The following is a 26,731-nucleotide window of genomic DNA, read 5'->3' on the forward strand; positions in this document are numbered from 1 at the left end:
CTGTATTAGTCAAACTCCAGTTCCACCTGCTCCGAACCTATGAGGCCACGCAGATCGTTGAGTAAACGATCGCTCGGAGAGACACGCCACGTTGCGCCGAAGCGTAATCGCGCGCGCGCATCCGTCCTCTGATAGTAGAGATGTACTGGAATGGTTCCCGAACGGTGGGGTTCCAGAGACTGACGGAGTCGGTTTAAAAGCTGGTCATCAATTTGCCTGTCCGTCAGCGAGATAGCAAGCCCACGGGCATATTTTTCCCGGGCTTCGTCAATGTCCATCACTTCGCGGGCGGTCATTTTAAGCCCCCCACTGAAGTCATCAAAGCTGACCTGTCCGCTGACGATAAGTATGCGGTCTTTTTCCAGCAGTTGCTGGTATTTATCCAGGGCGTCAGTGAACAACATCACTTCAAGACGCCCGGAACGGTCATCCAGGGTACAGATGCCGATACGATTGCCGCGCTTGGTGACCATAACCCGCGCGGCAATGACGAGCCCCGCCGCCGTGGTCACTTTCCCACGCTCGGTCGGATGCATGTCTTTCAGCCGGTAGCCTCCGACATAGCGCTCAATTTCTTTTAAATACTGGTTAATCGGGTGACCTGTCAGGTACAACCCTAACGTTTCACGCTCGCCATCCAGCACCACCTGTTCCGGCCACGGCTGGCAACTGGCGTAGGACTGCTCGATCTGCTCCGGCTCTTCTGCCAGCACACCAAACATATCCGCCTGCCCAATCGCCTCGGCTTTCGAGTGCTGATCGGCGGCTTTCAGCGCATCGCCCAGCGCGTTCATTAGCGCAGCGCGATGCGGGCCAAGGCGATCAAACGCCCCGGACATAATTAGCTTTTCCAGTACCCGACGATTGAGTTTTTTGATGTCGGTACGGGCGCAAAGATCGAACAATTCGCGGAAGTAGCCACCGTTGTTGCGCGCTTCAATGATCGCCTCGATCGGGCCTTCCCCCACGCCTTTGATCGCGCCGATGCCGTAAACAATTTCGCCATCGTCATTAACGTGGAAATGGTACAGACCCGAGTTGATATCCGGCGGCAGGATTTTCAGCCCCATGCGCCAGCACTCATCGACCAGGCCAACCACTTTCTCGGTGTTGTCCATATCGGCAGTCATTACCGCCGCCATAAACTCGGCCGGATAGTGCGCCTTCAGCCACAGCGTCTGGTACGACACCAAAGCATAGGCGGCAGAGTGCGATTTGTTAAATCCGTAACCGGCGAATTTTTCCACCAGGTCGAAGATTTTCATCGCCAGTTCGCCGTCGATACCGTTTTTCTTCGCACCATCTTCAAAAATCGAGCGCTGCTTGGCCATCTCTTCTGGCTTTTTCTTACCCATCGCACGGCGCAGCATATCTGCGCCGCCAAGGGTGTAACCCGAAAGCACCTGCGCAATCTGCATCACCTGTTCCTGATACAAGATGATGCCATAGGTTGGCTCCAGCACTGGCTTCAGACTCTCGTGCTGCCACTGAACATCCGGGTAGGAGATCTCTTCACGCCCGTGCTTACGGTCGATAAAGTTATCCACCATGCCTGATTGCAGCGGACCCGGACGGAACAGTGCCACCAGAGCGATCATATCTTCGAAGCAGTCAGGCTGCAGGCGTTTGATCAGGTCTTTCATGCCGCGGGATTCAAGCTGGAAAACCGCCGTGGTTTCCGAGCGTTGCAGCATGTCGAAACTTTTCTTGTCATCCAGCGGAATAGCGGCAATGTCCAGCGGCGGCTCGCCGTTCTTCTCGCGCCGGGCGTTAATCATCTCCAGCGCCCAGTTAATGATGGTCAGCGTACGCAGCCCAAGGAAGTCGAACTTCACCAGCCCCGCATATTCCACGTCGTTTTTATCGAACTGGGTGACCGGATGCTGACCGGCTTCATCACAATACAGCGGCGCAAAGTCGGTAATTTTGGTTGGCGCGATCACCACACCACCGGCGTGTTTCCCGGCGTTTCGCGTCACCCCTTCCAGCTTGCGCGCCATATCGATCAGCGCTTTGACCTCTTCGTCGGCTTCGTAAATTTCTGGCAGTTGCGGTTCGGCTTCAAACGCTTTAGCCAGCGTCATGCCCGGATCCGGCGGCACCAGTTTTGAAATTCGGTCGACAAAGCCATACGGGTGGCCAAGCACGCGGCCAACGTCGCGGATAACCGCTTTCGCCGCCATGGTACCAAAGGTGATGATCTGCGATACCGCATCGCGCCCGTACATATCCGCCACGTGCTCGATAACCTGGTCGCGTTTTTCCATACAGAAATCGACGTCGAAGTCAGGCATCGACACACGTTCCGGGTTAAGGAAACGTTCGAACAGCAGGTCAAACTCCAGCGGATCGAGGTCGGTAATTTTCAGCGCATACGCTACCAGCGAACCCGCACCGGAACCACGTCCCGGCCCTACCGGTACGCCGTTGTCTTTCGACCACTGGATAAATTCCATCACGATGAGGAAGTAGCCCGGGAACCCCATCTGGTTGATAACCTGGAGTTCAATATCGAGACGTTCATCGTAAGGCGGGCGCTTTTCGGCGCGCACGTTTTCATCCGGGAAGAGAAATGCCAGTCGTTCTTCCAGCCCCTCTTTGGATTTCGCCACGAGGAAATCCTCGGTGGTCATATCCCCCGTCGGGAACTGCGGCAGGAAATATTCGCCAAGACGAACGGTGACGTTACAGCGTTTGGCGATTTCGACCGTATTCTCCAGCGCTTCCGGGATATCCGAGAAGAGTTCGCACATCTCCTCTTCGCTGCGCATGTATTGCTGCGGCGAATAGTTACGCGGGCGTTTGGGATCGTCGAGGGTAAAACCGTCGTGGATCGCCACGCGGATCTCATGGGCGTCGAAGTCGTCGGCATCAATAAACCGCACATCGTTGGTCGCAACAACCGGCAAGTCATGCTCTTCTGCCAGTGCGACAGCGGCATGCAGGTAAGACTCTTCGTCCGCTCGTCCCGTACGGATCAGCTCCAGATAGTAGCGATCGTGAAAATGGGTTTTATAGAACTCAAGACACTGCTCAACCAGTGCGCTATTGCCACGCAGCACGCTTTTACCCACGTCGCCCATGCGACCGCCGGAAAGCAGAATCAGCCCTTCATTGAGTTCCAGCAGCCAGTCGCGGTCAATCCACGGGCCGAGCGCGCCATAACCACGCTGGTAGGCGCGCGAAATAAGCAGCGTCAGGTTTTGATAACCGGTGTTGTTGATAGCGAGAACGGTGAGCTGCGTCAGCTCGTCGCCAAGCAGATCGCTTTGCACATGAAAATCAGCACCGACGATAGGCTTCATCCCGGCACCGTGCGCCGTTCCGTAAAACTTCACCAGACCACACAGGTTGGTAAAATCGGTGATCGCCAGCGCAGGCATGCCGAGCGCGGCCGCCTTTTTCACCAGCGGTCCGGTTTTCGCCAGCCCGTCAATCATGGAATAGTCGCTATGCACCCGCAGGTGTACGAAACGTGGTTCAGCCATTTTTAGATCCCAGCCTGGTTTATTTCACGTTCACAAGAATCAGGACGCAAGACCCAACGCGCGTTTGACCGGCGCAAAGCTGCGTCGGTGATGCTCGGTTGCGCCGTGCTCCGCCAGTCTCTCCAGATGGAAAGCCGTAGGATAGCCTTTATGCTGCGCAAAGCCATATTGCGGAAAAATGATATCAAGTTCGGCCATCTCCGCGTCGCGGGTCACTTTGGCGAGAATCGACGCGGCGCTGATTTCTGCGACGCGGCTATCGCCTTTTACCACCGCCAGCGAAGGCATCGGCAAAGCCGGACAACGATTACCGTCGATCAGCACGAACTCAGGCGCGATTGCCAGCCCGGCAACAGCGCGCTGCATCGCCAGCATGGTGGCATGCAAAATGTTCAACTCGTCAATTTCATGCGGTTCCGCGCGGCCCAGGCTCCAGGCCAGCGCCTTCTCTTTGATCTCATCGCAGAGCGACAAACGGCGTTTTTCGGATAATTTTTTAGAATCGTTCAAACCGATAATAGGACGTTCAGGATCGAGGATCACCGCCGCTGTTACTACCGCGCCCACCAGCGGGCCGCGACCGACTTCATCCACACCCGCGACCAAATGCGTATGCGGATAAACAAACTCTATCATTGTGCTAACTCCAGTACGGCGTCAGCCGCCTGTTCATCGGCATTGCAGCGAATCTGCAAATGCAATTCGCGGAAAATGTCGTGCATCTCGTGGCTGGTTTTGCCGTTGGCCAGTAAGGGTTCCAGCGCGGCAGCAAGCGCCCGGGGATTGCATTCATCCTGGAGCAACTCTTTAACCAGCTCACGCCCGGCAAGCAAGTTTGGCAGCGACACATAGGGCGTTTTTACCAGACGTTTCGCCAGCCAGAAAGTGAATGGCTTCATACGATAGCCAACTACCATCGGGCATTTCGCCAGCATGCACTCCAGCGCAGCGGTCCCCGAGGCCAGCAGCGCGGCGTCTGCGGCGATCATCGCTTCCCGCGCCTGGCCATCAAGCATATGCACCGGCAGCTCGGGTGCGACTTCCGCTTTAATGCGCTCAAACTGTTCACGCCGTTTCGCATTGACCAACGGCACAATCACTTCAAGATCGGGGTAGCGCTCACGCAGCAACTGGGCGGTACGCAGGAAGTCCGCACTCAGCATTTCGACTTCCGCCCCGCGACTGCCCGGCAGTAAAGCCAGACAATGCACGTTATCAGCAATCCCAAGGTGCGCCCGCGCCGCGTTCTTATCGGGATCCAGCGGCATGGCATCCGCCATGGTATGGCCGATAAAACGGCACGGTACGTTAAATTTATCGTAAAACGCTTTTTCGAAAGGCAGAAACGCGAGCACCAGGTTGGTGGCTCTGCCGATTTTGAAAACGCGTTTTTGTCGCCACGCCCAGACGGACGGACTGACATAGTGGATGGTTTTAATACCCTGCGTTTTCAGATTGCCTTCGAGGGTAATATTGAAATCCGGCGCATCGATGCCGACAAAAACATCCGGTTTCAGTTCGCTAAAACGACGGGTTAAATCGGCGCGGATATGCAGCAGACGGCGCAAACGCCCCAGCACCTCAACGATGCCCATTACCGCCAGCTCTTCCATTTCATACCAGGCTTCGCAGCCTTCGGCCTGCATACGCGGCCCCGCGACCCCGACAAAACGAGCATTCGGCAGGCGAGCTCGCAGCGCGCGGATAAGACCGGCACCAAGAATATCGCCGGAGGTTTCTCCGGCGACGAGGGCTATCGTAAGAGGACGCGCGTCGATCATTAACGGATCAAACCACGTGTTGAGCGCTCAAAGAACTGCATAAATGCGTCAACTTCCGGGTGCTTCGCAGCAAGCTCAGCAATTTCCGGTTTCGCCTCTTCCAGCGTTTTACCGCTGCGGTACAGCAATTTGTACGCATTACGAATAGCCACTAACGCTTCTCTGCTAAAGCCGCGACGTTTCAGACCTTCAATGTTCACACCAAACGGTGTGGCATGGTTGCCCTGAGCGATCACGTAAGGCGGTACGTCCTGGGCAACGCCGGAACACCCGCCAACCATCACGTGCGCACCGATAATGCAGAACTGATGCACTGCGGTCATGCCGCCGATGATGGCAAAGTCGTCGACGGAAACATGCCCCGCCAGCGTCGCGTTATTTGCGAGGATACAGCGATTTCCAACCGTACAATCGTGCGCAATGTGCGCGTTGATCATCAGCAGGTTATCGCTGCCCACCTTCGTCAATCCACCACCCTGTACTGTGCCACGGTGGATGGTGACGCTTTCGCGGATGCGGTTGCGATCGCCAATTTCCACACGAGTCGGTTCACCAGCATATTTCAAATCCTGGTTCACCTCGCCGATGGAGGCGAACTGATAAATCTCGTTGTCACGACCAATAGTCGTATGACCATTCACCACGACGTGAGATTTCAGTACGGTACCGTCACCAATTTCAACGTGAGGTCCCACAATACAAAATGGGCCAATATGAGCGTTAGCACCAATAACGGCACCGTCTTCAACAATGGCAGTAGGATGAATAAAGGCGGTTTTATCAATCACGTATCAGGCCTCCCGGCTACGTGCACACATCATAGTAGCTTCACAAACAATTTTACCGTCTACCAGCGCAACCCCTTTAAAACGGGTCAGGCCACGGCGGGTTTTTTCGAAAGTGACTTCCATGATCATCTGATCGCCTGGCACAACAGGACGCTTAAAGCGCGCTTCGTCGATACCGGCGAAGTAATACAGCTCACCCGGCTCCAGTTTACCAACGCTTTTAAACGCCAGAATACCGGTTGCCTGCGCCATTGCTTCAAGAATCAGCACGCCCGGGAAAATCGGTTTGCCAGGGAAGTGCCCCTGGAAAAACGGCTCGTTTACCGAAACATTTTTGACTGCGCGCAGAAAACGACCTTCTTCAAAATCCAGCACGCGATCAACCAGTAAGAACGGGTAGCGGTGCGGCAGAAGCTCCAGGATCTCTTCAATGTGCAGAGTATGAGTGTCAGTAGTCAAAATACTCTTCCTGTCCAAATATACTAAAAGGCAATAATAACACGGCCCGCGGCAATCATAAGAATGCCAACAGGCCGGGAAGTATATACACTTTATTCTTCGAGGTGCAGAGGCTTTTCTGTCCCGCGAATTCTTCTGTGTACAAGCGTTATGCGGATGAATTATTCGTCTTGTTGATTAACCTTGCGCTCGATAGCTTTCAGGCGCTTGCTCATATCATCAATATTCATCACCAGGGCTGCGGTTTTTCGCCACACTTTGTTCGGTTGCAGCGGGATACCTGAGGAGTAAATACCCGGCTCAGTGATAGGACGCATGACCATCCCCATCCCCGTTACGGTAACCTTGTCGCAAATTTCCATGTGCCCGTTGATTACGCTGGCGCCGCCAATCATGCAATAGCGACCAATTTTTAAACTACCCGCCATGATGACGCCACCGGCAACCGCAGTATTGTCGCCAATCACAACGTTATGTGCAATCTGACACTGGTTATCAATGATGACGCCGTTACCAATGCAGGTATCATCCAGTGCACCACGATCGATGGTCGTACATGCACCGATCTCAACGTTGTTGCCGATAATGACGCGACCAAGCTGTGGGATTTTAACCCAGTTGCCACGATCGTTGGCATAGCCAAAGCCATCGGAACCTATCACCGTGCCGGATTGGATCAGGCAATTTTCACCGATCTCAATCTCATGGTAAATGGATACATTGGCCCACAGACGCGAACCCGCGCCAATTTTCGTATTTTTCCCAACGAAGCAACCCGGACCGATGACCACGTTATCGCCCAGGCTAACACCAGATTCGATCACGGCGTTCGCGCCAATTGCTACGTTGCTACCCAGCTGAGCCGTAGGATCAATCACTGCTCCAGGCGCGATGTTCTGCGCAGGCTGCGGCGTGGTATCAAGAATTTGCGCCATACGTGCGTAGGTCAGGTAAGGATTTTTTACGACCAGCGCAGCGCTGTTGGCAAAGGGAAGATCGTCCTGCGTCATTACAACGGCAGAGGCCTGACATGCGGTCAGGTGTTCACGGTACTTAGGATTGACCATGAAAGTGATGTGGCCCGCTACGGCAGATTGCATGGACGCAACGCCGGTGATGACGATATCGCCATCACCGTGTAGTTCTGCATCCAACTGCTGAGCTAAATCAGCCAGTCGAATTGAAGGCATTACTTATTTAACCTGTTTCAGTACATCAGCGGTGATGTCTTTTACATCGTTGCTGTTGTAAATAACGGCGTTGGAAGGAATAACCAGATCAACACCCTGATCAGAAGCCACTTTTTTCACTGCGGTCTGGATACGAGTCACCAGCTTGCCGCGTTCTTCATTAGAACGACGGGCCTGATCCTGCTCGAAAGCCTGCGCTTTTTGAGCGAATGCCTGGCGACCAGAAGTGATGTCTTTTTCCAGCTTGCTGCGATCGCTTGCCTTCATCGTGGAACCATCGCGCTGCAAACGCTGTGCTTTTGCTTGCAGGTCGGATTCCATGCTTTGCAGTTCGCTCGCGCGGCCGCCGAATTCGTTTTTCATGGTCTGAGAAACGCCGGAAGTCTGCGCAACCTGCTGCAGCAGGCTACCCATATCAACAATCGCAATTTTGTCAGCGGCCTGGGCTGACGCAGCCATTGCCAAACCGAAACCTGCAGCTAATAACAACTTTTTCACAATTAACTCCTTACCATCCCGTTTGTACCCGGAGGTACAGTTCTTTGCGTGGCCGGGCTTTCCATTGAAAGCCTCAGCCATCACTACACTGCTGGTGCATTCCATTGCAGTACGGCGTTACCAGGTTTTACCGATGTTAAACTGGAACTGTTCCGCTTTGTCTCCATCGTACTTTTTAAACGGCTGGGCGTAGGAGAAAACCAACGGCCCCAATGGGGACATCCATTGTAATGCGATACCGGCAGACATGCGGATATTGCTCGGATCGCTATAATCCGGAATACCCAGCGCTTTCATCTGCGCGGTATTTTGCCAGTTTGTATCCCACACGCTACCCGCATCCCAGAAGAACGAGGTCCGCACAGAGTTGGCGTATTTATCACTGATAAACGGCGTTGGTGTAATCAGCTCGGCGCTGACCACGCCCATTGCGTTACCGCCCACCGCATCATTAGACTTACAGAGCGAGTCTGCAACGGTATTCTTACAGTTGCTTTGGTTGTTGCCACCGTAGTAAACCGCTTTCGGACCAATGTTGTTGGACTGGAAGCCACGCACAGTGCTGGAGCCACCTGCGTAGAAGTTCTCATAGAACGGCAGCTCTTTGCCACCTAAACCGTCACCGTAACCCCAACGTGTACGGCCTAAGACCACCCATTTGTGATCGTCGTCAATCGGGAAGTAAGACGCAGTGTCGACAGTGACTTTGTAGAACTCGTTATCCGAGCCCGGAACCGTCACTTTACCGTTCAGGTTGACGCGTGAACCTTTCGTCGGGAAATAACCGCGGTCAAGGTTGTTATAAGTCCAGCCGTAGTTAAAGGTGAAATCATCCGCCGAATAACCGTTGCTGTCGTTCTGCGTGCTGGCATTCTGCCCCACGGAATCCAGGTAACGCCACATTGCCACCTGCGGTTCCATCTTCGACAGGCTGTTATGAACATAGCCTAAACCAGCGCGCAGCGTGTTGTATTCGTTGATCGGGAAACCGAGCGTACCATCAAGACCGTAGCTCTTGTTGGTATAGGACGACAGATCCGCATCGTCAGCTTTAAAGTCGTTATAGAAGATACGACCGCCAAGGCTCACGCCATCAACCGTAAAGTACGGGTTGGTAACGGAGAACTCGGAGTAGGTCTGGTAGTCGTTTTTGGTTCCGCTGATACCAACGGAATAACCGGTACCTAACCAGTTATCCTGCTGAACGCCAACCTGGAAGCTGACGCCGCTTTCGGTACCGTAGCCAACGCCGAAGTTGAAGCTACCGGTGTTACGCTCTTTCACCTTATAGACCACATCAACCTGGTCCGGGCTACCCGGGATACGCTGGGTTTCCGTATCGACAGTTTCAAAATAGCCCAGGCGGTTCAGACGCTCTTTACCCTGATCGACCAGATCGCTGCCCAGCCACGCACCTTCCATCTGACGCATTTCGCGACGCAGTACGGAATCTTTAGAGGTGTCGTTACCTTCAAAGCGAATCTTACGCACGTAGAAGCGGTTGCCAGCATCAACGTTGATATGCAGCTTAACCGTTTTGTCCGTGTCGTTGATTTCAGGCTGCGACTGAACGCGCGGGTAGGCGTAACCATAGCGACCGAGAAGCTTTTTAATGTCATCTTCCATTTTGGTCACTTTGGCGCCGTTATACAGCTCGCCCGGCTCGATTTTGGTCAGGCTTTCAATTTCCGCAGAGTGGCCTGCGAGATTACCGCTAACCTGCACACCAGAGAGTTTGTACTGATCGCCCTCGGTCACGTTAACAGTAATGTAGATGCCTTTTTTGTCCGGCGTCAGGCTAACCTGCGTCGAATCAATGTTGAAACGTGCGTAACCGCGATCCAGATAGTAGCTACGCAGCGTTTCCAGGTCGCCCGCCAGTTTCTGTTTCTGGTATTTACGATCGCCGACAACGTTCCACCACGGCACTTCATCACGCAGCTGGAATGTGGAGATCAGCTGTTCCGTCGTGAAGGCATGGTTGCCGACAATATTAATCTGTTGGATTTGCGCGGAAACGCCTTCCTGGAAGACCAGCTTCAGGTCAACGCGGTTACGCGGCAATGGGGTGACGACAGCTTTGACGCTGGCGCTGTACTTACCCACGCTGTAGTAGAAGTCTTCCAGCCCTTTTTCGATATCGGAGAGGGTGGTGCGATCCAGTGATTCACCCACACGGACGCCAGAAGCTTCAAGGTTCTGTTTCAGCATGTCATCTTTCACCGACTTGTTGCCGGAGAAGGTGATGCTGGCGATTGTCGGGCGTTCTTTCACCTGAACGAGGAGCGTATCACCATCACGCAGGACACGAACATCCTCGAAGTTGCCGGTGGCAAACAACGCGCGAATGGTGTTACTGATATCTTCATCATTCACCGTATCGCCAGGACGAACTGGCATACTGAGGAGGGCCGCACCAACGGCGACACGCTGTAGGCCTTCGAAATGAATATCCTTCACTACGAATCCATCAGCACCGTATACGGTGGCGCTGCTAAACAGCAGCGACGCTATGAGCAACTTTTTCATCGCCATCGTTATTATGCGTTCTTCCTAACAAACTCTCTTACAAGCGAGAGAAATCATTGAAAAGTGCAAGCCCCATTAACAGCACCAGCAAGATAGAGCCAATGCGATAACTAAAGTCTTGAACTCGCTCGGATACCGGTCCGCCCTTCAGCTTCTCAATCGCCAAAAACAGCAGATGCCCGCCATCAAGAACAGGCAGAGGGAACAGGTTAATGATGCCTAAGTTCACGCTGATCAAAGCGAGGAACATCAGGTAGTAAATCAACCCGAACTCCGCTGACATCCCAGCCCCCTGAGCGATAGAAATCGGCCCACTGAGGTTGTTCAGTTTTACATCACCGGTGATCAATTTCCCCAACATACTGACCGTTAGCTTCATCAACTGCCAGGTTTTATCCGTGGCTTCAACAATGGCGCTAAATGGCCCGTACTGGCGTACTGTTTTGTATTCATCTGGCAGAGGAATGACTTTGGGCACCACGCCCGCAAACCCTTCTGCCTTGCTACCGGGCTTTGTATCCGGTATCAACGTCAAAGACAAGGGAGCCCCTTGTCTTTCTACTTCCAGCGCTAACGACGTACCTGGGTTATCCCGTACCAGCGTAACGAACGTCATCCACTGCGTTAACTGCTGACCATCGACTTTAACGATCCTGTCGCCAGCTTGCAAACCCGCTTTGCTGGCAGCGGAACCGGGTTGCACCTCCGCAAGCACCGGTTCAAGCTGTGCCGCACGGGGACGGATCCCCAGCGACATAACCGGATCGTCTTTATCAGGCGCAAAGGCCCAGTGACGTAAATCCAGCACCTTATCCTGGCGATTGTTACTGCCGAATGGCGCTACGCTGACGGTCGTCTGGCTATCGCCGATTTTAGACACCAACTGTAAGCGCACAGCATCCCAATCAGGCGTTTCGATGCCATCAATCGCTTTAAGTTCCGTGCCAGGTGCAATTTGCGCGTTTGCAGCGATAGAGTTGGGCGTTATTTCACCAACAACCGGACGAACGCCAGGGACACCGATGATAAACACCAGCCAGTAAGCGAAGATGGCAAAGATAAAGTTAGCGATGGGGCCGGCAGCGATAACGGCGGCACGCTGGCCGACCGTTTTATTATTGAAAGCGTAGTGGCGCATTTCCGGCGTAACCGCCTCAACGCGCTCATCCAGCATTTTGACATAACCACCCAGGGGGATCAGGGCGATGACGAATTCGGTGCCGTGTTTGTCAGTGCGACGCCAGAGCGCTTTACCAAAACCGATGGAAAAACGCTCAACCCGCACGCCACAGCGGCGAGCAACCCAGAAATGGCCAAATTCATGCACGGTGATCAATACACCAAGCGCAACAATGAACGCCGCCAGATTCCAGAGAATGCTCAGCATAAAACCTTCCGTCAAATCGTCCTGAAAACCAGCAATAACAGGCAGGCAAATACAGGAACTGCCGCTGTCAGGCTGTCAATGCGATCCAGTATACCGCCATGACCCGGAATAAGATGCCCACTATCTTTAATTCCGGCTTCACGCTTGAACATACTTTCCGTGAGATCGCCCAATACTGAGGCTAACGCCGCGACCACCGAGCAAATAAAGAGCGTAGATGAGGTTACATCCAGGTTCGCCCATGCGCCATAACCCCAGGAGATAATACCCGCAGTCAGCAGGCCTCCCAGGAAACCTTGCCAGGTTTTCCCCGGCGAGACTTTTGGTGCAAGTTTATGTTTGCCAAACAGTTTGCCGAACATATAAGCGCCTGAATCTGCTCCCCAAACGAGGATCATCACGTACAACAACCACAGCGCGCCGCTGTAGTGGTTTACATCGTAATGCCACACGCGCAGCGCCAGCATGCCCCAGAAAAAAGGGATAATCGTCAAGATACCGAAAATCAGGCGCAAAATTTTAGAGTGGCGCCACGCCGCAGCGGATGACGGGTAACTGAGGACTAACACCAACGCCACCAGCCACCAGGCCAGAGAGGCCCAGAGCGAGAACGTCACCAGCGGATGATGGGTATTATGGTGATATTCCGGCAACGTAAATAGCATAAGGGCGAGTAAAAACCCGCATAATACGGCCAACCAAACCCGCTGAGTCCGGGACGTAAAGCCGCTCAGTTGCCCCCACTCCCACGCAGCGAGCATGCAAACAGCGAGCGTAACGATCGCAAATCCCACCGGCGGCAGCAAAAAAAGCGCTGCAATAACAATGGGTATCAATACAAAAGCAGAAATCAGGCGATACTTCAGCAAAAGCAACCCCCATCAGGCTTTGTCGCCACCTGGCTCGGTACCGCCGAAACGACGCTCTCGATTGGCAAAGGCATGCAGCGCACCTTCAAAGTCTTGTTCATCAAAATCGGGCCAAAGAACATCTGTAAAGTAAAGTTCGGCATAGGCAATTTGCCAAAGTAAAAAATTACTTATGCGATGTTCCCCACCAGTCCTAATCACTAAATCCACGGGAGCCAGCTCATGCATGCAGACTTGCTTATTGAGCGTTTCTTCATCAATTTGATCCGGGCGCAACAGCCCTTCCTGCACCTGCTCGGCAAGCTGCCGGACTCCCTGTACGATATCCCAGCGCCCACCATAGTTCGCTGCGATATTCAGCGTCAGCCCGGTGTTCTGGGCAGTTAACGCTTCCGCTTTGCGGATTCTCTCCTGCAAACGCGTATTAAAACGACTGGTATCGCCAATAATGCGTAAACGCACATTATGGCGGTGCAGGCTTTTTACTTCGCTATCCAGCGCCCACACAAACAACTCCATCAGCGCACTCACTTCCTGCGCCGGGCGATTCCAGTTCTCGCTACTAAAAGCATAAAGCGTCAGTGCATCAATACCATTATTGGCGGCAAAAGAGACCGCACGGCGTACAGACTTCGCTCCGGCCCGATGACCAAAAGCCCGAAGTTTCCCTTGTCTTTTCGCCCAGCGACCATTGCCATCCATAATTATCGCTACATGGCGGCAGCCATGCGTTGGCAAACTTTCGCTTATCGGTTGGTTAGCAGACAACATAACGCGTTTTAGTCCCTGAAAAGGATTTAGCGGTACTCAGGAATACAAAAGCCTTTACGCAAAAAAGCCGTGTAAACCACGGCTTACACCAAACGCCATAATACCAACTGGCAATTTTGTGGCGCAGACTATATCACCGAAGCCCAACGCTAACAAATAGCACCGTCACTCATCGCTGTAATATCACTGGCTTGCGAGGCGCATCACTTGTTTTTGCGCAACATCGCGTGCCTGTGCATCCACAGCCAGCACGTCATCAATGCTCTGCGGTTCGCGCAAATCCATCTGTTCAAGCACAGAAAGATTCAGGGCAGCAATATCTGTGAAACGGATAGCCGATGCCAGGAATGCCGAAACAGTGACCTCATTCGCCGCATTGAGCGCCGTTGTTGCCGCCTGCCCTTCGTCAGAAGCATCAATGGCCAGCTTCAGGCAAGGATAGCGGTCAAAATCGGGCTGCGCGAAACTTAACGAACTTAGTTTGCAAAAATCGAGGGCATTAACACCTGACGGCACTCGTTCCGGCCAGGCCATCGTATGAGCGATGGGCGTACGCATATCCGGCTCACCCAGTTGTGCCAATACACTGCCATCCTGGTAACGCACCATGGAGTGGATCACCGATTGCGGGTGAATCAGCACTTCCATCTGGCGGGCAGAGGCATTAAACAACCAGCGCGCTTCAATGTATTCCAGACCTTTATTCATCATAGTGGCGGAGTCAACGGAGATCTTGCGCCCCATTGACCAGTTCGGGTGCCGACACGCCTGATCCGGCGTCATTGCGGCCAGATCGGAAAGTGGGGTCTCCCGGAACGGGCCACCAGACCCGGTAAGCAGAATAGACGAAACGCCATTCTGCTCCAGATCAGCGTACCCCAGGTTATGTTGAATTGTTTCCGGTAAACTCTGAAAAATAGCGTTATGCTCGCTGTCTACCGGCAAAAGCTGCGCCCCGCTCTCCTTCACCGCCTCCATAAACAGACGGCCGCACGTCACCAGAGCCTCTTTATTCGCCAGCAGCACCGTTTTCCCGGCACGAATAGCCGCAAGCGTTGGTACCAGGCCCGCAGCGCCCACAATGGCCGCCATCACCTGATCGACGCCGCTTAGCGCCGCCATTTCACAGGCTGCCTGTTGGCCGCTCAGCACGTCTGTTCGGCTACCATGTTCCCGCAAAGCACGCTTTACCTGTTGCGCGCTTTCGTCATCGTCCATCACCGCAAATTTGGGAGAAAACTCAAGGCACTGCTCAACCATGCGGGTAACATTTTTACCGGCAACCAGTGCAGTAACGGAGAAACGATCGGGATTGTGGCGAACCACGGCCAGCGTGCTGCAACCAATAGAACCCGTTGAGCCCAGAAGAGTTAAATGCTTCATGAAACGCTCGCAACGTTGCAAGGATAAAAAGCAAAACGCCGCCAGCAAAGCCACTCTCGCGGCTCTCTGTACGGCGTTTTAGTCGGTTTGTTTCGAATCAGAACTGCATCAGTTCCGCTTCTTTATCCGCCAGCGCCGCATCCACTTTTTTGATTGCAGCATCGGTCAGCTTCTGTACGTCATCCTGAGAACGACGATCGTCGTCTTCACTGATCTCTTTATCTTTCAGCAGTGCTTTCACTTTATCGTTCGCGTCACGACGAACGTTACGAACCGCAACGCGCGCTTGTTCAGCTTCGCCGCGTACAACTTTGATCAGATCTTTACGACGCTCTTCGGTCAGTGCCGGTAGCGGAACGCGAATATCGCTACCCGCAGAGCTCGGGTTTAAACCGAGATCGGAGGTCAAAATGGCTTTTTCAACAGCCGGGCTCATTGAGCGGTCAAACACGTTGATTTTCAGCGTACGGGAGTCTTCAACGGTAACGCTCGCCAGTTGGCGCAGCGGAGTCGGCGTACCGTAGTATTCCACAACGATGCCATCGAGCAGACTCGGGGAAGCGCGACCAGTGCGCACTTTGCTGATTTGAGTTTTGAACGCTTCGACGCATTTATCCATGCGTACTTCAGCATCTTTTCTGATATCGCTAATCACGTTACGGATCCTTGAAATCTTGTCGCAGGCAGGCCATACGGCGGGTGTGCTAAGTATAGCCTGTTCAATTTTTGGCACCCTGAAGATGCCAGAAAGAATTGCTCAATAAATTAAAGCGGAATCTTACCTTTATTTATTGCTTACGGGAATTATTCCGTAATCAATGTGCCTTCTTTTTCGCCCATGACAACGCGACGCAGCGCGCCAGGTTTGTTCATGTTGAACACGCGAATCGGCAGTTTATGGTCGCGAGCCAGCGTAAAGGCCGCCAGATCCATCACTTTCAGTTCTTTATCCAGCACTTCGCTGTAGCTCAGCTGTTCGCACAGCGTGGCAGTCGGATCGAGCACCGGATCGGCAGTAAACACGCCGTCTACTTTGGTCGCTTTCAGCACCACATCCGCTTCAATCTCAATACCGCGCAGGCACGCTGCAGAATCGGTAGTAAAGAACGGGTTACCTGTACCGGCGCTGAAAATGACCACGCGGTTGTTACGCAGCAGGCTAATCGCCTCTGCCCAGCTGTAGTTGTCGCAAACGCCATTTAACGGGAACGCGGACATCAGACGTGCGTTCACATAGGCACGATGCAGCGCATCACGCATTGCCAGGCCGTTCATCACGGTCGCCAGCATACCCATGTGGTCGCCCACTACGCGGTTCATCCCCGCTTTCGCCAGACCCGCCCCACGGAACAGGTTGCCGCCACCAATCACCACGCCAACCTGAACACCCAGTTCAACCAGCTCTTTAATTTCCTGCGCCATACGGTCAAGAATGCTTGCGTCAATACCGAAGCCTTCGGATCCCTGGAGCGCTTCGCCGCTCAGCTTAAGCAGAATGCGTTTGTAGACGGGTTTTGCATTGGTAGCCATGTTTCTTTCCTGAGACTGTCAACAATTGGACGGGGTTAATACCGGCGCTTATGATACGTCGCCTGCCAGCGCAAACACTAGTGTGCTGGCTGATTTTCAGATGAAGGGCATAAAAAGAAGCCGCCCTCAGGCGGCTCCTTTTATTGATTAAGACTGCTTGGACATGGCAGCAACTTCTGCTGCGAAGTCAGTCTCAACTTTCTCGATGCCTTCGCCCACTTCGAAGCGGATGAAGCCAGTTACGTCAGCGTTGTGCTCTTTCAGCAGCTGAGCAACAGATTTGCTCGGATCCATAACGAAAGGCTGGCCAGTCAGAGAAACTTCGCCGGTGAATTTCTTCATGCGGCCTTCAACCATTTTCTCTGCGATTTCTTTCGGTTTGCCAGACTGCATGGCGATGTCCAGCTGAACCTGGTACTCTTTTTCTACGACTTCAGCAGATACGTCTTCCGGTTTAACGAATTCCGGCTTGCTTGCAGCGATGTGCATTGCCAGCTGTTTAACCAGCTCGTCATCAGCGCCTTTAGCCGCAACCAGAACACCGATACGTGCGCCATGCTGGTAAGAACCCAGCACTTCGCCTTCCAGCGCAGAAACGCGACGGATGTTGATGTTCTCACCGATTTTAGCAACCAGTGCAACGCGCTCTTCTTCGAACTGCGCTTTCAGAACTTCAACGTCAGTGATTTTGCCAGCAACCGCTGCGTCCAGAACTTTGTTAGCAAATGCCTGGAAACCACCGTCTTTTGCCACGAAGTCAGTCTGGCAGTTAACTTCCAGAATGATGCCGTAGGTGCCGTCGATTTTGGTGATGATCACGCCGTCAGCAGCAACGTTGCCTGCTTTTTTCGCCGCTTTGATCGCACCAGACTTACGCATGTTCTCGATCGCCAGCTCGATGTCGCCGTTCGCTTCAGTCAGCGCTTTTTTGCAATCCATCATGCCTGCGCCAGTACGTTCACGCAGCTCTTTTACCAGGGATGCGGTAATTTCAGCCATTCTTTATTCCTCGGGAGAGATATGACCTGCACGGTTTGCAACCAAACAGGCTTAAAAGTGAAAAAGGGGGCCATTAACAGGCCCCCTAACCAAACTCGGTACTACCTGCTCAATAAGGGGCTCAACGAGCGTGCCTTATTACTCAGCTTCTACGAAGCTTTCTTCCGCCTGAGTAGCCAGATCCGAAGAACGGCCTTCACGAACGGTAGCAGCAACGGCATTCAGGTACAGGCTAACAGCACGGATTGCGTCATCGTTACCCGGGATAACGAAGTCAACGCCGTCCGGATCGGAGTTGGTATCAACGATAGCAAATACCGGGATACCCAGGTTGTTTGCTTCTTTGATTGCGATGTGCTCGTGGTCAGCGTCGATAACAAACAGTGCGTCCGGCAGACCGCCCATGTCTTTGATACCGCCCAGGCTGTTTTCCAGCTTGTCCAGCTCACGAGTGCGCATCAGCGCTTCTTTCTTGGTCAGCTTGTCGAAGGTACCGTCTTGAGACTGAGTTTCCAGGTCTTTCAGACGTTTGATGGACTGACGAACGGTTTTCCAGTTAGTCAGCATACCGCCCAGCCAGCGATGGTTCACGAAGAACTGGTCGCAGCTCTGTGCAGCTTCTTTCACCGCTTCGCTTGCAGCGCGTTTAGTACCAACGATCAGGATTTTGCCTTTACGAGCAGCAATTTTGTTCAGCTCAGCCAGCGCTTCGTTGAACATCGGTACAGTTTTCTCAAGGTTGATGATGTGAACTTTGTTACGCGCACCGAAGATGAACGGCTTCATTTTCGGGTTCCAGTAACGGGTCTGGTGACCAAAGTGAACACCAGCCTTGAGCATGTCGCGCATGGAAACAGTTGCCATGTTTAAAACCTCTATATAAAAGTTGGGGTTATGCCTCCACGTATCCCATATTACCGACCCCGAAGGGCACCCCGGAATATGTGCCGATACGTGTGTGTTATTACACAAAGTGAGATTTGTGGCTCCCATCCCAAAACAGGAACGGAAGTCCGGCGCGCTTTATACCATAAAACACCGCCGGAAACCAATAGTTGTTGACGCAGAGTGCTGTTAATGATTCTCGATTTGGCACAACACTTGCCCGACTGTTACCATTGACAGCACTAATCCTGGTATAGTCGAAAAAATCGACACTGATGGACACATTCCATGGCTATCTCTATTAAGACACCTGAAGAAATCGAAAAAATGCGCGTCGCGGGCCGACTCGCCGCCGAAGTGCTGGAAATGATTGAACCGTACATTAAGCCGGGCGTCAGCACGGGTGAACTCGATCGCATCTGCAACGACTACATTGTCAACGAGCAGCATGCCATTTCCGCCTGCCTGGGTTATCACGGCTTCCCGAAATCGGTGTGCATCTCTATTAACGAAGTGGTGTGCCACGGTATTCCGGATGACGAAAAACTGCTGAAAGATGGCGATATCGTCAACATCGATGTGACCGTGATTAAAGACGAGTACCACGGCGACACCTCCAAAATGTTTATCGTCGGTAAGCCGACCATTCTGGGGGAGCGTCTGTGCCATATCACGCAAGAGAGTCTCTATCTGGCGCTGCGCATGGTCAAACCGGGTATCCGCCTGCGCACCCTTGGCGCAGCAATTCAGAAATATGTTGAAGCCCAGGGCTTCTCTGTCGTGCGCGAATATTGTGGTCACGGTATTGGCCGCGGCTTCCATGAAGAGCCGCAGGTGCTGCACTATGATGCTGACGATGGCGGTGTAGTGCTGCAAGCGGGCATGACATTTACCGTCGAGCCGATGGTAAACGCGGGCGATTACCGTATTCGCACCATGAAAGACGGCTGGACGGTGAAAACCAAAGACCGCAGCCTGTCTGCGCAGTATGAGCACACAATTGTCGTTACTGAAACCGGCTGCGAGATCCTGACGCTGCGCAAAGATGACACCATCGATGCCGTGCTAACCGCCGCCTGATTCTGACATTGCTAAATACGATAAACGGTCCGCTCTGCGGGCCGTTTTTTTTACCACTCTCCCCTGCAGCGTCATACATATAAACGACTTTTCATTTTTCATTATCTCTTTTAAGTTGTTTTGCTATGCATATGCACTCCAGACGGGTGGCCCATAATGAGCAACATCACTTCAGAACAATTTGTCAGCGCGGTACAACCCACCCTTCCCGGCCAGCCTGAATATCCAGGCGTTTGGTCACAAGACGAATTCCAGTGCGCCAACATCAAAGCGCGTATCGAGGCTTTCCAGCAGTGGCTCGGGCACGTCTTTGACGCCGGTATTTCAGCCGAGCAATTAATCGAGGCGCGCACCGAATTTATTGATCAACTTCTGCAACGCTTATGGCTGGAGTACGGTTTTGGCGACGTCAGCGATACTGCGCTGGTAGCGGTCGGCGGTTACGGTCGCGGTGAGCTGCATCCGTTATCGGATATTGATTTACTGATCCTCAGCCGCAGCAAACTTTCCGACGAACAAGCGCAGAAAATTGGCGAACTGCTCACGCTACTGTGGGATGTCAAACTCGAAGTGGGACACAGCGTTCGTACGCTGGATGAGTGCTTACAGGAAGGGTTATCGGATCTCACTGTCGCGACCAACTTAATTGAATCACGTCTGCTGATTGGCGACGTCGCGCTGTTTCTGGAACTGCAAAAGCATATTTTTAGCGACAGCTTCTGGCCATCGGAAACCTTTTTCCCGGCAAAAGTGGCGGAACAAAACGAGCGCCACCAGCGTTATCACGGCACCAGTTACAACCTGGAACCCGACATAAAAAGCAGCCCTGGCGGTCTGCGCGATATTCACACCCTGCAATGGGTTGCCCGCCGTCACTTTGGTGCCACATCGCTGGATGAAATGGTGGGCTTTGGCTTTCTGACCGAAGCCGAGCGCAATGAGCTGAACGAATGTCTGCACTTGCTTTGGCGTATCCGTTTCGCGCTGCATCTGGAAGTGAGTCGCTACGACAACCGCCTGCTGTTCGACCGCCAACTGAGCGTAGCACAGCGTCTGAATTATGTTGGTGAAGGCAACCAGCCTGTCGAACATATGATGAAGGATTTCTTCCGCGTCACCCGCCGCGTCGCGGAACTGAACCAGATGCTGTTACAGCTTTTCGATGAAGCGATTCTGGCGCTGACCACCGACGAGAAACCGCGCCCGATTGACGATGAATTTCAACTGCGCGGTTCGCTTATCGATCTGCGTGACGAAACGCTGTTTATCCGTGAGCCGCAGGCCATCCTGCGCATGTTCTATATTATGGTGCGCAACAGCAACATTACCGGCATCTACTCCACCACGCTGCGCCACTTGCGTCACGCCCGCCGCCATCTGACACAGCCGCTGTGCTATATCGCCGAAGCGCGCTCAATTTTCCTCAGCATGTTGCGCCATCCAGGCGCCGTCAGCCGTGGTCTGCTACCAATGCACCGCCACAGCGTGTTGTGGGCCTATATGCCGCAGTGGTCGCACATCGTCGGTCAGATGCAGTTTGACCTGTTCCACGCTTATACCGTGGATGAGCACACCATTCGCGTATTGCTGAAACTGGAAAGTTTTGCCAAAGAAGAGACGCGCAATAAGCACCCTCTATGCGTGGAACTGTGGCCGCGCTTAACCCACCCGGAGCTGATCCTGATTGCGGCGTTGTTTCATGATATCGCCAAAGGCCGTGGCGGCGACCACTCCGTACTAGGGGCGCAGGATGTGCTGAAGTTCGCTGAATTACATGGACTTAACTCACGCGAAACCCAGCTTGTCGCCTGGCTGGTGCGCCATCATCTATTGATGTCGGTCACCGCCCAGCGCCGTGATATTCAGGATCCGGAAGTCATCAAGCAGTTTGCCGAAGAAGTGCAAACGGAGAACCGTCTGCGCTTCCTTGTCTGCCTGACCGTGGCGGATATCTGTGCCACCAACGAAACCCTGTGGAACAGCTGGAAGCAGAGCCTGCTGCGCGAACTCTATTTCGCCACTGAAAAACAGCTGCGTCGCGGTATGCAAAATACGCCGGATATGCGCGAACGCGTGCGCCATCACCAGCTTCAGGCGCTGGCTCTGCTGCGTATGGATAATATTGATGAAGAGCAATTGCATCAGATTTGGGCGCGCTGTCGGGCGAACTATTTTGTTCGCCATAGCCCAAACCAGCTTGCCTGGCATGCGCGCCACCTGCTGCAACATGATCTGAGCAAGCCGATGATTTTGCTCAGCCCACAGGCTACGCGCGGCGGCACCGAGATCTTTATCTGGAGCCCGGATCGCCCGTATCTGTTTGCAGCGGTGTGCGCCGAGCTTGATCGTCGCAACCTGAGCGTTCACGACGCGCAGATTTTTACCACCCGCGACGGTATGGCAATGGACACCTTTATTGTGCTGGAACCGGACGGCAGCCCGCTCTCCGCCGATCGCCACGACGCGATTTGTTTTGGGCTGGAACAGGCCATTACGCAGCACACCTGGCAGCCGCCGCAACCGCGCCGTCAGCCGGCCAAACTGCGCCACTTTACCGTCGATACCGAAGTGAATTTCCTGCCGACACATACCGACAGAAAATCGTTTCTTGAATTGATTGCCCTTGACCAGCCAGGGCTACTTGCCCGCGTCGGGCAGGTGTTTGCGGATCTGGGAATTTCGCTGCACGGGGCGAGAATTACAACCATTGGTGAGCGAGTAGAAGATTTATTTATAATCGCGACTGCCGACCGGCGTGGCCTTAATAATGCGCTGCAAAAGGAGGTACAACAACGGTTGACAGAGGCCCTCAATCCAAACGATAAAGGGTGATTATTTTTTTACACAGATGGAAAGAGTAAACAATGCAGCAGTTACAGAACGTTATTGAAGCCGCTTTCGAGCGTCGCGCAGAGATCACCCCGGCAAATGCCGATACCGTTACCCGTGAAGCGGTGAATCAGGTTATTGCCCTGCTCGATTCCGGCGCGCTTCGCGTCGCAGAGAAAATCGATGGTCAATGGGTCACCCACCAGTGGCTGAAAAAAGCGGTTCTGCTCTCTTTTCGCATTAACGATAACCAGGTTATCGACGGTGCGGAAAGCCGCTACTTCGACAAAGTCCCGATGAAATTCGCCGACTACGACGAAGCGCGTTTCCAGAAAGAAGGCTTCCGCGTAGTGCCGCCAGCAGCGGTGCGCCAGGGCGCGTTTATCGCCCGCAATACCGTGCTGATGCCGTCTTATGTCAATATCGGCGCCTATGTTGATGAAGGCACCATGGTTGACACCTGGGCGACCGTAGGCTCCTGCGCTCAGATCGGTAAAAACGTTCACCTCTCCGGCGGCGTAGGTATTGGCGGCGTTCTCGAACCGCTGCAGGCAAACCCGACTATCATTGAAGATAACTGCTTTATTGGCGCACGTTCTGAAGTAGTCGAAGGTGTTATCGTAGAAGAAGGTTCTGTCATCTCGATGGGTGTGTACATCGGTCAGAGTACGCGTATTTATGATCGTGAAACCGGCGAAGTGCATTATGGCCGCGTACCGGCGGGCTCAGTGGTTGTTTCCGGCAACCTGCCGTCTAAAGATGGCAAATACAGCCTGTATTGCGCAGTAATCGTGAAAAAAGTGGATGCGAAAACGCGCGGTAAAGTAGGTATTAACGAACTGCTGCGCACAATCGATTAAGTCTGTCCCTCTTCCTGTCCGGAAGAGGGTGATATATCCCGCCTTTTTTGCATTCACAGGTGGCAAAAATAGATTTTTTCGTTAATTATTCATAGGTTATGTTGAGCTTAAGGGTACCGCTATGTACGATAATCTGAAAAGTTTAGGCATCACCAATCCCGATGAAATCGATCGCTATAGTCTCCGCCAGGAAGCCAATAACGATATTCTGAAAATCTATTTTCATAAGGATAAAGGCGAGTTTTTTGCCAAGAGCGTCAAATTCAAATACCCGCGCCAGCGTAAAACCGTTGTCGCCGATGGTGTCGGCCAGGGGTACAAAGAAGTGCAGGAAATCAGTCCTAACCTGCGCTATGTAATTGATGAATTGGATCAAATCTGCCAGCGCGATCGCACGGAAGTGGATCTGAAACGTAAGATCCTGGACGATCTGCGCCACCTGGAAAGCGTTGTGACTAACAAGATCAACGAAATCGAATCCGATCTTGAAAAGCTGACACGCGGGAAGTAAATCGCGGGGTCTATCGCATTGTGCCGGGTTAACGACCCGGCACAACATCACTTTAATGTTGTTCGTCTAACTGCAGCGCCACATACAGCAGCAGCCTGTCGTCGAAGTTTCCTAAATCCAGCCCGGTCAGTTCCGAGATGCGGTTCAAACGATACTCCAGCGTATTGCGATGGATAAACAGCGCTTTAGATGTTGCCAGCGGCTGCACGTTGTGGCGAAACCACGCCGCCAGCGTACGGCGCAACAAGCCGTTATTATCCATCGCTTTTAGCCGCGACAACGGGCGTGCCAGCTCGTTGGCCTGCCAACCACCGCGTAAGCTATCGAGCAACACCGGTAACATCAAATCCTGGTAAAAATAGCTACGGCTTTCCGGCATACGCTGTTTACCCACCATCATGGTGGTGCGCGCCGTACGGTAAGAACGGGCAATGCTGCCAGGGCCGGTGAAGTAATTACCCAGCGCGACACGAAAACGCAACTGGCCGTTCTCTTTCATGCGCGTGATCAGCTGTTCCACCCGCTTGCGGTGATCTTCGGCATCCCAGCGACCAAACTGGTTAAGCGCTGGTTTCAGCACCACCATTTCGGTCAGCGAAACAATAGCAATCAGGTTGTTGCGCTCAGGAGTGGTGAGGGCATTTTGCAGTTGCTGCAACTCGGCCATGGCGCTATCCACGCCCAACTGGCCGCTATCCACTTCCACCACCGCCACCACGCGCGGCTGGTTTAAATCAATGCCTAAACGCTGCGCCCATTCGGTCAATGCGGGCGTGTGCTCTTCCGCCTGGATCAGGTTCATGACCAGCTCTTCGCGCAAACGGCTATCCTGCGCCAACAGATGCATCAGACGGGATTGTTCCAGCATCATCTCGGCGGTCATGCAGACTAATTCGCCGTATTTGCGCAACGTTTCCGGTTCGCCCGTCAGGCCAATAACACCCACGATTTCCCCTTCAAGACGTAACGGCAGGTTGATACCCTGACGCACACCATGCAGATGGCGGGCAACCGCATCGTCGATATCCACCACGCGGCCTTGCGAGAGCACCAGTAACGCGCCTTCGTGCAATTCACCAATACGTTCGCGGTCACCACTACCAATGATGCGACCCCGTGCATCCATCACGTTAATGTTCGTATCAATGATGCGCATCGTGCGCGCCACGATATCCTGTGCCATTTTGGTATCAAGATGCCAGCCAGCCATGTAACCCTCCCGTGTGCAGAGCCCAAGCATAGGGAAGAAAATTCCCGTACGCACTGTGCAAATGCACAAAGCGGCATTCAGAAGTATGGAGTTGTGGAAGGCTTCACAAAACAGAGGAGAGGCCCTCTTCCCGTGATCCGGGAAGAGGGTTTACAGCGGATTACTGCATCAGCAGATAGATAGAGGTGTCACCGCGTTGAATGTTCAACGCCAGCACCGAAGGTTTACTGTCGAGGATTTTGCGCAGCTCAGCGATATTTTTCACCGGCTGCTGGTTCGCGCCGACAATCACATCGCCTTTTTTCAGGCCAATCTGCGCAGCCGGGGTATTGGCTTTCACCGAATTAACCACCACGCCGCCGTCTTTGCCTTTGTTGCTCATTTCCGCGCCTTCAATACCGCTGAAGATGGTGCTGGAATCAACCTGGTTCTGGCTGCTCTGCTGCAACTCGAGCGTAATATTTACCGGTTTGCCATCGCGCAGCAGGCCAAGTGCAACTTTGCTGCCAATCGGCATAGAACCGACTTCCGCACGCAGCGCAGCAAAGCTGCTAATCGGTTTACCGTTCAGAGATGTAATCACATCCCCTGCTTTCACACCGGCTTTCGCGGCGGCGGAATTCGGCATTACCTGGCTGACAAACGCCCCGCGCTGCGCATCGACTTTCATCGCTTTCGCCAGCTCGGAATTGAGTTCGGTACCCATAATGCCCAGCTCACCACGGCGAACCTGACCGAACTCGACCATCTGCCCGGTGAGGTTTTTCACCATGTTACTTGGGATCGCAAAACCGATACCGATGTTGCCACCATCCGGTGCGAGGATTGCGGTGTTAATACCGATCAGTTCGCCGTTCAGGTTCACCAGCGCGCCGCCGGAGTTACCGCGGTTGATCGCGGCATCCGTCTGGATAAAGTTTTCATAGTTTTCCGCATTCAGGCCGCTGCGACCCAGTGCGGAGACAATCCCGGAAGTGACCGTTTCACCGAGACCAAACGGGTTACCAATCGCCACGGTGTAATCCCCCACGCGAAGGGCATCGGAGTCCGCCAGTTTAATCGCGGTCAGGTTTTTCGGGTCCTGAATCTGAATCAGCGCAATGTCGGAACGCGGGTCTTTACCCACCACTTTGGCGTCAAATTTACGCCCGTCACTTAATTGCACTTTGATGGTGTTAGCGTTATCGACCACATGGTTGTTAGTCACCACATAGCCTTTCGCCGCATCAATGATCACGCCGGAACCCAGCGCCATAAATTTCTGCTGCTGGCTATCACCCTGCCCGCCCGGTGCGCCGCCGCCCTGACAGAACGGTGAGCTCTGGAACGGAGAGCCTTCCTGGCAGAACGGTGAATTATCACCAAAGAACTGCTGGAAGTTGCGCGGCATACGCGGCGTGTTTACCGTGGTGCTGCCTTCAACATTGATACTCACCACCGACGGCATCACTTTTTCCAGCATCGGCGCGAGGCTAGGCATTTGTTGTGATGTCGCAGCTGTAGACGATGCTGTTTCCGCTGCCATAGCCGACAGAGGAGACAGCGCTAAACTTAAACTCAAAGCCAGTGCACTCATTGCTAACGTGGTTTTTTTCATGTCTCTCACTCTTTACCGATTAACGCAAACTGCTGTGTATGTGTCACTCAGAGTCGATTTATAGCGTGAAGTTCCGGCATTAAGTGT

General features: G+C 53.3%; 22 protein-coding genes. 4 read left to right on the forward strand and 18 right to left on the reverse strand.

The window, feature by feature from the left end; genetic code table 11:
• Positions 1 to 5 precede the first annotated feature (5 nt).
• From dnaE to rpsB, 16 genes are all read right to left on the reverse strand, one after another.
• Entirely contained in the window at positions 6 to 3,488 is a 3,483-nt protein-coding gene (dnaE, locus tag RT644_RS21335; RefSeq protein WP_020456616.1) for a DNA polymerase III subunit alpha, read from the reverse strand.
• Between the two features lie 39 nt (positions 3,489 to 3,527).
• Positions 3,528 to 4,124 carry a ribonuclease HII gene (rnhB, locus tag RT644_RS21340; RefSeq protein ID WP_020456615.1) on the reverse strand — a complete coding sequence of 199 codons (597 nt, stop codon included), beginning with the start codon at positions 4,122 to 4,124 and terminating at the stop codon, positions 3,528 to 3,530.
• The gene (lpxB, locus tag RT644_RS21345) at positions 4,121 to 5,269 is read right to left on the reverse strand and encodes a lipid-A-disaccharide synthase (protein ID WP_313628019.1); all 1,149 of its coding nucleotides are present in this window, start codon (positions 5,267 to 5,269) and stop codon (positions 4,121 to 4,123) included. The genes rnhB and lpxB overlap by 4 nt, the downstream gene beginning before the upstream one ends.
• Positions 5,269 to 6,057: an acyl-ACP--UDP-N-acetylglucosamine O-acyltransferase gene (lpxA, locus tag RT644_RS21350; protein ID WP_020456613.1), complete on the reverse strand. Its 789-nt coding sequence runs from the start codon at positions 6,055 to 6,057 to the stop codon at positions 5,269 to 5,271. The genes lpxB and lpxA overlap by 1 nt, the downstream gene beginning before the upstream one ends.
• 3 nt (positions 6,058 to 6,060) lie before the next feature.
• Entirely contained in the window at positions 6,061 to 6,516 is a 456-nt protein-coding gene (gene fabZ / locus RT644_RS21355; protein ID WP_017458006.1) for a 3-hydroxyacyl-ACP dehydratase FabZ, read from the reverse strand.
• A gap of 161 nt (positions 6,517 to 6,677) precedes the next feature.
• Positions 6,678 to 7,706, reverse strand: a complete 1,029-nt coding sequence (lpxD, locus tag RT644_RS21360; RefSeq protein WP_020456612.1) for a UDP-3-O-(3-hydroxymyristoyl)glucosamine N-acyltransferase — start codon at positions 7,704 to 7,706, stop codon at positions 6,678 to 6,680.
• A 3-nt stretch (positions 7,707 to 7,709) separates the two neighbouring features.
• Positions 7,710 to 8,204 (reverse strand): molecular chaperone Skp, encoded by a 495-nt coding sequence (gene skp / locus RT644_RS21365; protein ID WP_020456611.1) that lies wholly within the window; start codon positions 8,202 to 8,204, stop codon positions 7,710 to 7,712.
• A gap of 117 nt (positions 8,205 to 8,321) precedes the next feature.
• Positions 8,322 to 10,739: an outer membrane protein assembly factor BamA gene (gene bamA, locus RT644_RS21370; RefSeq protein ID WP_020456610.1), complete on the reverse strand. Its 2,418-nt coding sequence runs from the start codon at positions 10,737 to 10,739 to the stop codon at positions 8,322 to 8,324.
• Between the two features lie 31 nt (positions 10,740 to 10,770).
• Positions 10,771 to 12,120, reverse strand: coding sequence for a sigma E protease regulator RseP (gene rseP / locus RT644_RS21375; protein ID WP_020456609.1), 1,350 nt, complete (start codon positions 12,118 to 12,120; stop codon positions 10,771 to 10,773).
• 11 nt (positions 12,121 to 12,131) lie between these two features.
• Complete coding sequence (gene cdsA, locus RT644_RS21380; protein WP_020456608.1) at positions 12,132 to 12,989, reverse strand: phosphatidate cytidylyltransferase; 858 nt, start codon at positions 12,987 to 12,989, stop codon at positions 12,132 to 12,134.
• Positions 12,990 to 13,001: 12 nt separating this feature from the next.
• Positions 13,002 to 13,760 carry a (2E,6E)-farnesyl-diphosphate-specific ditrans,polycis-undecaprenyl-diphosphate synthase gene (gene ispU / locus RT644_RS21385; protein ID WP_017458000.1) on the reverse strand — a complete coding sequence of 253 codons (759 nt, stop codon included), beginning with the start codon at positions 13,758 to 13,760 and terminating at the stop codon, positions 13,002 to 13,004.
• 183 nt (positions 13,761 to 13,943) lie between these two features.
• Positions 13,944 to 15,143, reverse strand: a complete 1,200-nt coding sequence (gene ispC, locus RT644_RS21390; protein ID WP_045512021.1) for a 1-deoxy-D-xylulose-5-phosphate reductoisomerase — start codon at positions 15,141 to 15,143, stop codon at positions 13,944 to 13,946.
• A 97-nt stretch (positions 15,144 to 15,240) separates the two neighbouring features.
• A complete protein-coding gene (gene frr / locus RT644_RS21395) occupies positions 15,241 to 15,798 on the reverse strand; it encodes a ribosome recycling factor (RefSeq protein WP_017457998.1) in 558 nt (185 codons plus the stop codon).
• Between the two features lie 149 nt (positions 15,799 to 15,947).
• Positions 15,948 to 16,673 (reverse strand): UMP kinase, encoded by a 726-nt coding sequence (gene pyrH / locus RT644_RS21400; RefSeq protein ID WP_017457997.1) that lies wholly within the window; start codon positions 16,671 to 16,673, stop codon positions 15,948 to 15,950.
• A 147-nt stretch (positions 16,674 to 16,820) separates the two neighbouring features.
• Positions 16,821 to 17,672, reverse strand: a complete 852-nt coding sequence (gene tsf / locus RT644_RS21405) for a translation elongation factor Ts (RefSeq protein WP_017457996.1) — start codon at positions 17,670 to 17,672, stop codon at positions 16,821 to 16,823.
• A gap of 138 nt (positions 17,673 to 17,810) precedes the next feature.
• Positions 17,811 to 18,536 (reverse strand): 30S ribosomal protein S2, encoded by a 726-nt coding sequence (gene rpsB, locus RT644_RS21410; protein WP_020456605.1) that lies wholly within the window; start codon positions 18,534 to 18,536, stop codon positions 17,811 to 17,813.
• Positions 18,537 to 18,845: 309 nt separating this feature from the next.
• Between rpsB and map the strand changes: the two genes are divergently transcribed.
• From map to RT644_RS21430, 4 genes are all read left to right on the forward strand, one after another.
• Positions 18,846 to 19,637 carry a type I methionyl aminopeptidase gene (gene map, locus RT644_RS21415; protein ID WP_020456604.1) on the forward strand — a complete coding sequence of 264 codons (792 nt, stop codon included), beginning with the start codon at positions 18,846 to 18,848 and terminating at the stop codon, positions 19,635 to 19,637.
• 156 nt (positions 19,638 to 19,793) lie between these two features.
• A complete protein-coding gene (glnD, locus tag RT644_RS21420) occupies positions 19,794 to 22,469 on the forward strand; it encodes a bifunctional uridylyltransferase/uridylyl-removing protein GlnD (protein ID WP_313628023.1) in 2,676 nt (891 codons plus the stop codon).
• A 32-nt stretch (positions 22,470 to 22,501) separates the two neighbouring features.
• Positions 22,502 to 23,326, forward strand: coding sequence for a 2,3,4,5-tetrahydropyridine-2,6-dicarboxylate N-succinyltransferase (gene dapD / locus RT644_RS21425; protein ID WP_017457992.1), 825 nt, complete (start codon positions 22,502 to 22,504; stop codon positions 23,324 to 23,326).
• Between the two features lie 121 nt (positions 23,327 to 23,447).
• Positions 23,448 to 23,837, forward strand: coding sequence for a DUF3461 family protein (locus RT644_RS21430; RefSeq protein ID WP_017457991.1), 390 nt, complete (start codon positions 23,448 to 23,450; stop codon positions 23,835 to 23,837).
• A gap of 52 nt (positions 23,838 to 23,889) precedes the next feature.
• On the opposite strand, the gene cdaR is transcribed toward RT644_RS21430, so the two are convergent.
• The gene (cdaR, locus tag RT644_RS21435; RefSeq protein ID WP_020456602.1) at positions 23,890 to 25,047 is read right to left on the reverse strand and encodes a DNA-binding transcriptional regulator CdaR; all 1,158 of its coding nucleotides are present in this window, start codon (positions 25,045 to 25,047) and stop codon (positions 23,890 to 23,892) included.
• Positions 25,048 to 25,207: 160 nt separating this feature from the next.
• Positions 25,208 to 26,644, reverse strand: a complete 1,437-nt coding sequence (gene degP / locus RT644_RS21440; protein ID WP_044489568.1) for a serine endoprotease DegP — start codon at positions 26,642 to 26,644, stop codon at positions 25,208 to 25,210.
• Between the last annotated feature and the right edge of the window lie 87 nt (positions 26,645 to 26,731).

The sequence above is a fragment of the Kosakonia sp. genome, assembly GCF_032104925.1.
In the GTDB taxonomy this organism is placed as follows: Bacteria; Pseudomonadota; Gammaproteobacteria; order Enterobacterales; family Enterobacteriaceae; genus Kosakonia.

Bases quoted from the DNA above. Each gene is read 5' to 3' on its own strand.
- dnaE (WP_020456616.1), bottom strand. From the start codon at position 3,488: ATGGCTGAACCACGTTTCGTACACCTGCGGGTGCATAGCGACTATTCC.
- rnhB (WP_020456615.1), bottom strand. From the start codon at position 4,124: ATGATAGAGTTTGTTTATCCGCATACGCATTTGGTCGCGGGTGTGGAT.
- lpxB (WP_313628019.1), bottom strand. From the start codon at position 5,269: ATGATCGACGCGCGTCCTCTTACGATAGCCCTCGTCGCCGGAGAAACC.
- lpxD (WP_020456612.1), bottom strand. From the start codon at position 7,706: ATGCCTTCAATTCGACTGGCTGATTTAGCTCAGCAGTTGGATGCAGAA.
- bamA (WP_020456610.1), bottom strand. From the start codon at position 10,739: ATGGCGATGAAAAAGTTGCTCATAGCGTCGCTGCTGTTTAGCAGCGCC.
- rseP (WP_020456609.1), bottom strand. From the start codon at position 12,120: ATGCTGAGCATTCTCTGGAATCTGGCGGCGTTCATTGTTGCGCTTGGT.
- ispU (WP_017458000.1), bottom strand. From the start codon at position 13,760: ATGTTGTCTGCTAACCAACCGATAAGCGAAAGTTTGCCAACGCATGGC.
- ispC (WP_045512021.1), bottom strand. From the start codon at position 15,143: ATGAAGCATTTAACTCTTCTGGGCTCAACGGGTTCTATTGGTTGCAGC.
- pyrH (WP_017457997.1), bottom strand. From the start codon at position 16,673: ATGGCTACCAATGCAAAACCCGTCTACAAACGCATTCTGCTTAAGCTG.
- tsf (WP_017457996.1), bottom strand. From the start codon at position 17,672: ATGGCTGAAATTACCGCATCCCTGGTAAAAGAGCTGCGTGAACGTACT.
- rpsB (WP_020456605.1), bottom strand. From the start codon at position 18,536: ATGGCAACTGTTTCCATGCGCGACATGCTCAAGGCTGGTGTTCACTTT.
- map (WP_020456604.1), top strand. From the start codon at position 18,846: ATGGCTATCTCTATTAAGACACCTGAAGAAATCGAAAAAATGCGCGTC.
- glnD (WP_313628023.1), top strand. From the start codon at position 19,794: ATGAGCAACATCACTTCAGAACAATTTGTCAGCGCGGTACAACCCACC.
- dapD (WP_017457992.1), top strand. From the start codon at position 22,502: ATGCAGCAGTTACAGAACGTTATTGAAGCCGCTTTCGAGCGTCGCGCA.
- RT644_RS21430 (WP_017457991.1), top strand. From the start codon at position 23,448: ATGTACGATAATCTGAAAAGTTTAGGCATCACCAATCCCGATGAAATC.
- cdaR (WP_020456602.1), bottom strand. From the start codon at position 25,047: ATGGCTGGCTGGCATCTTGATACCAAAATGGCACAGGATATCGTGGCG.
- degP (WP_044489568.1), bottom strand. From the start codon at position 26,644: ATGAAAAAAACCACGTTAGCAATGAGTGCACTGGCTTTGAGTTTAAGT.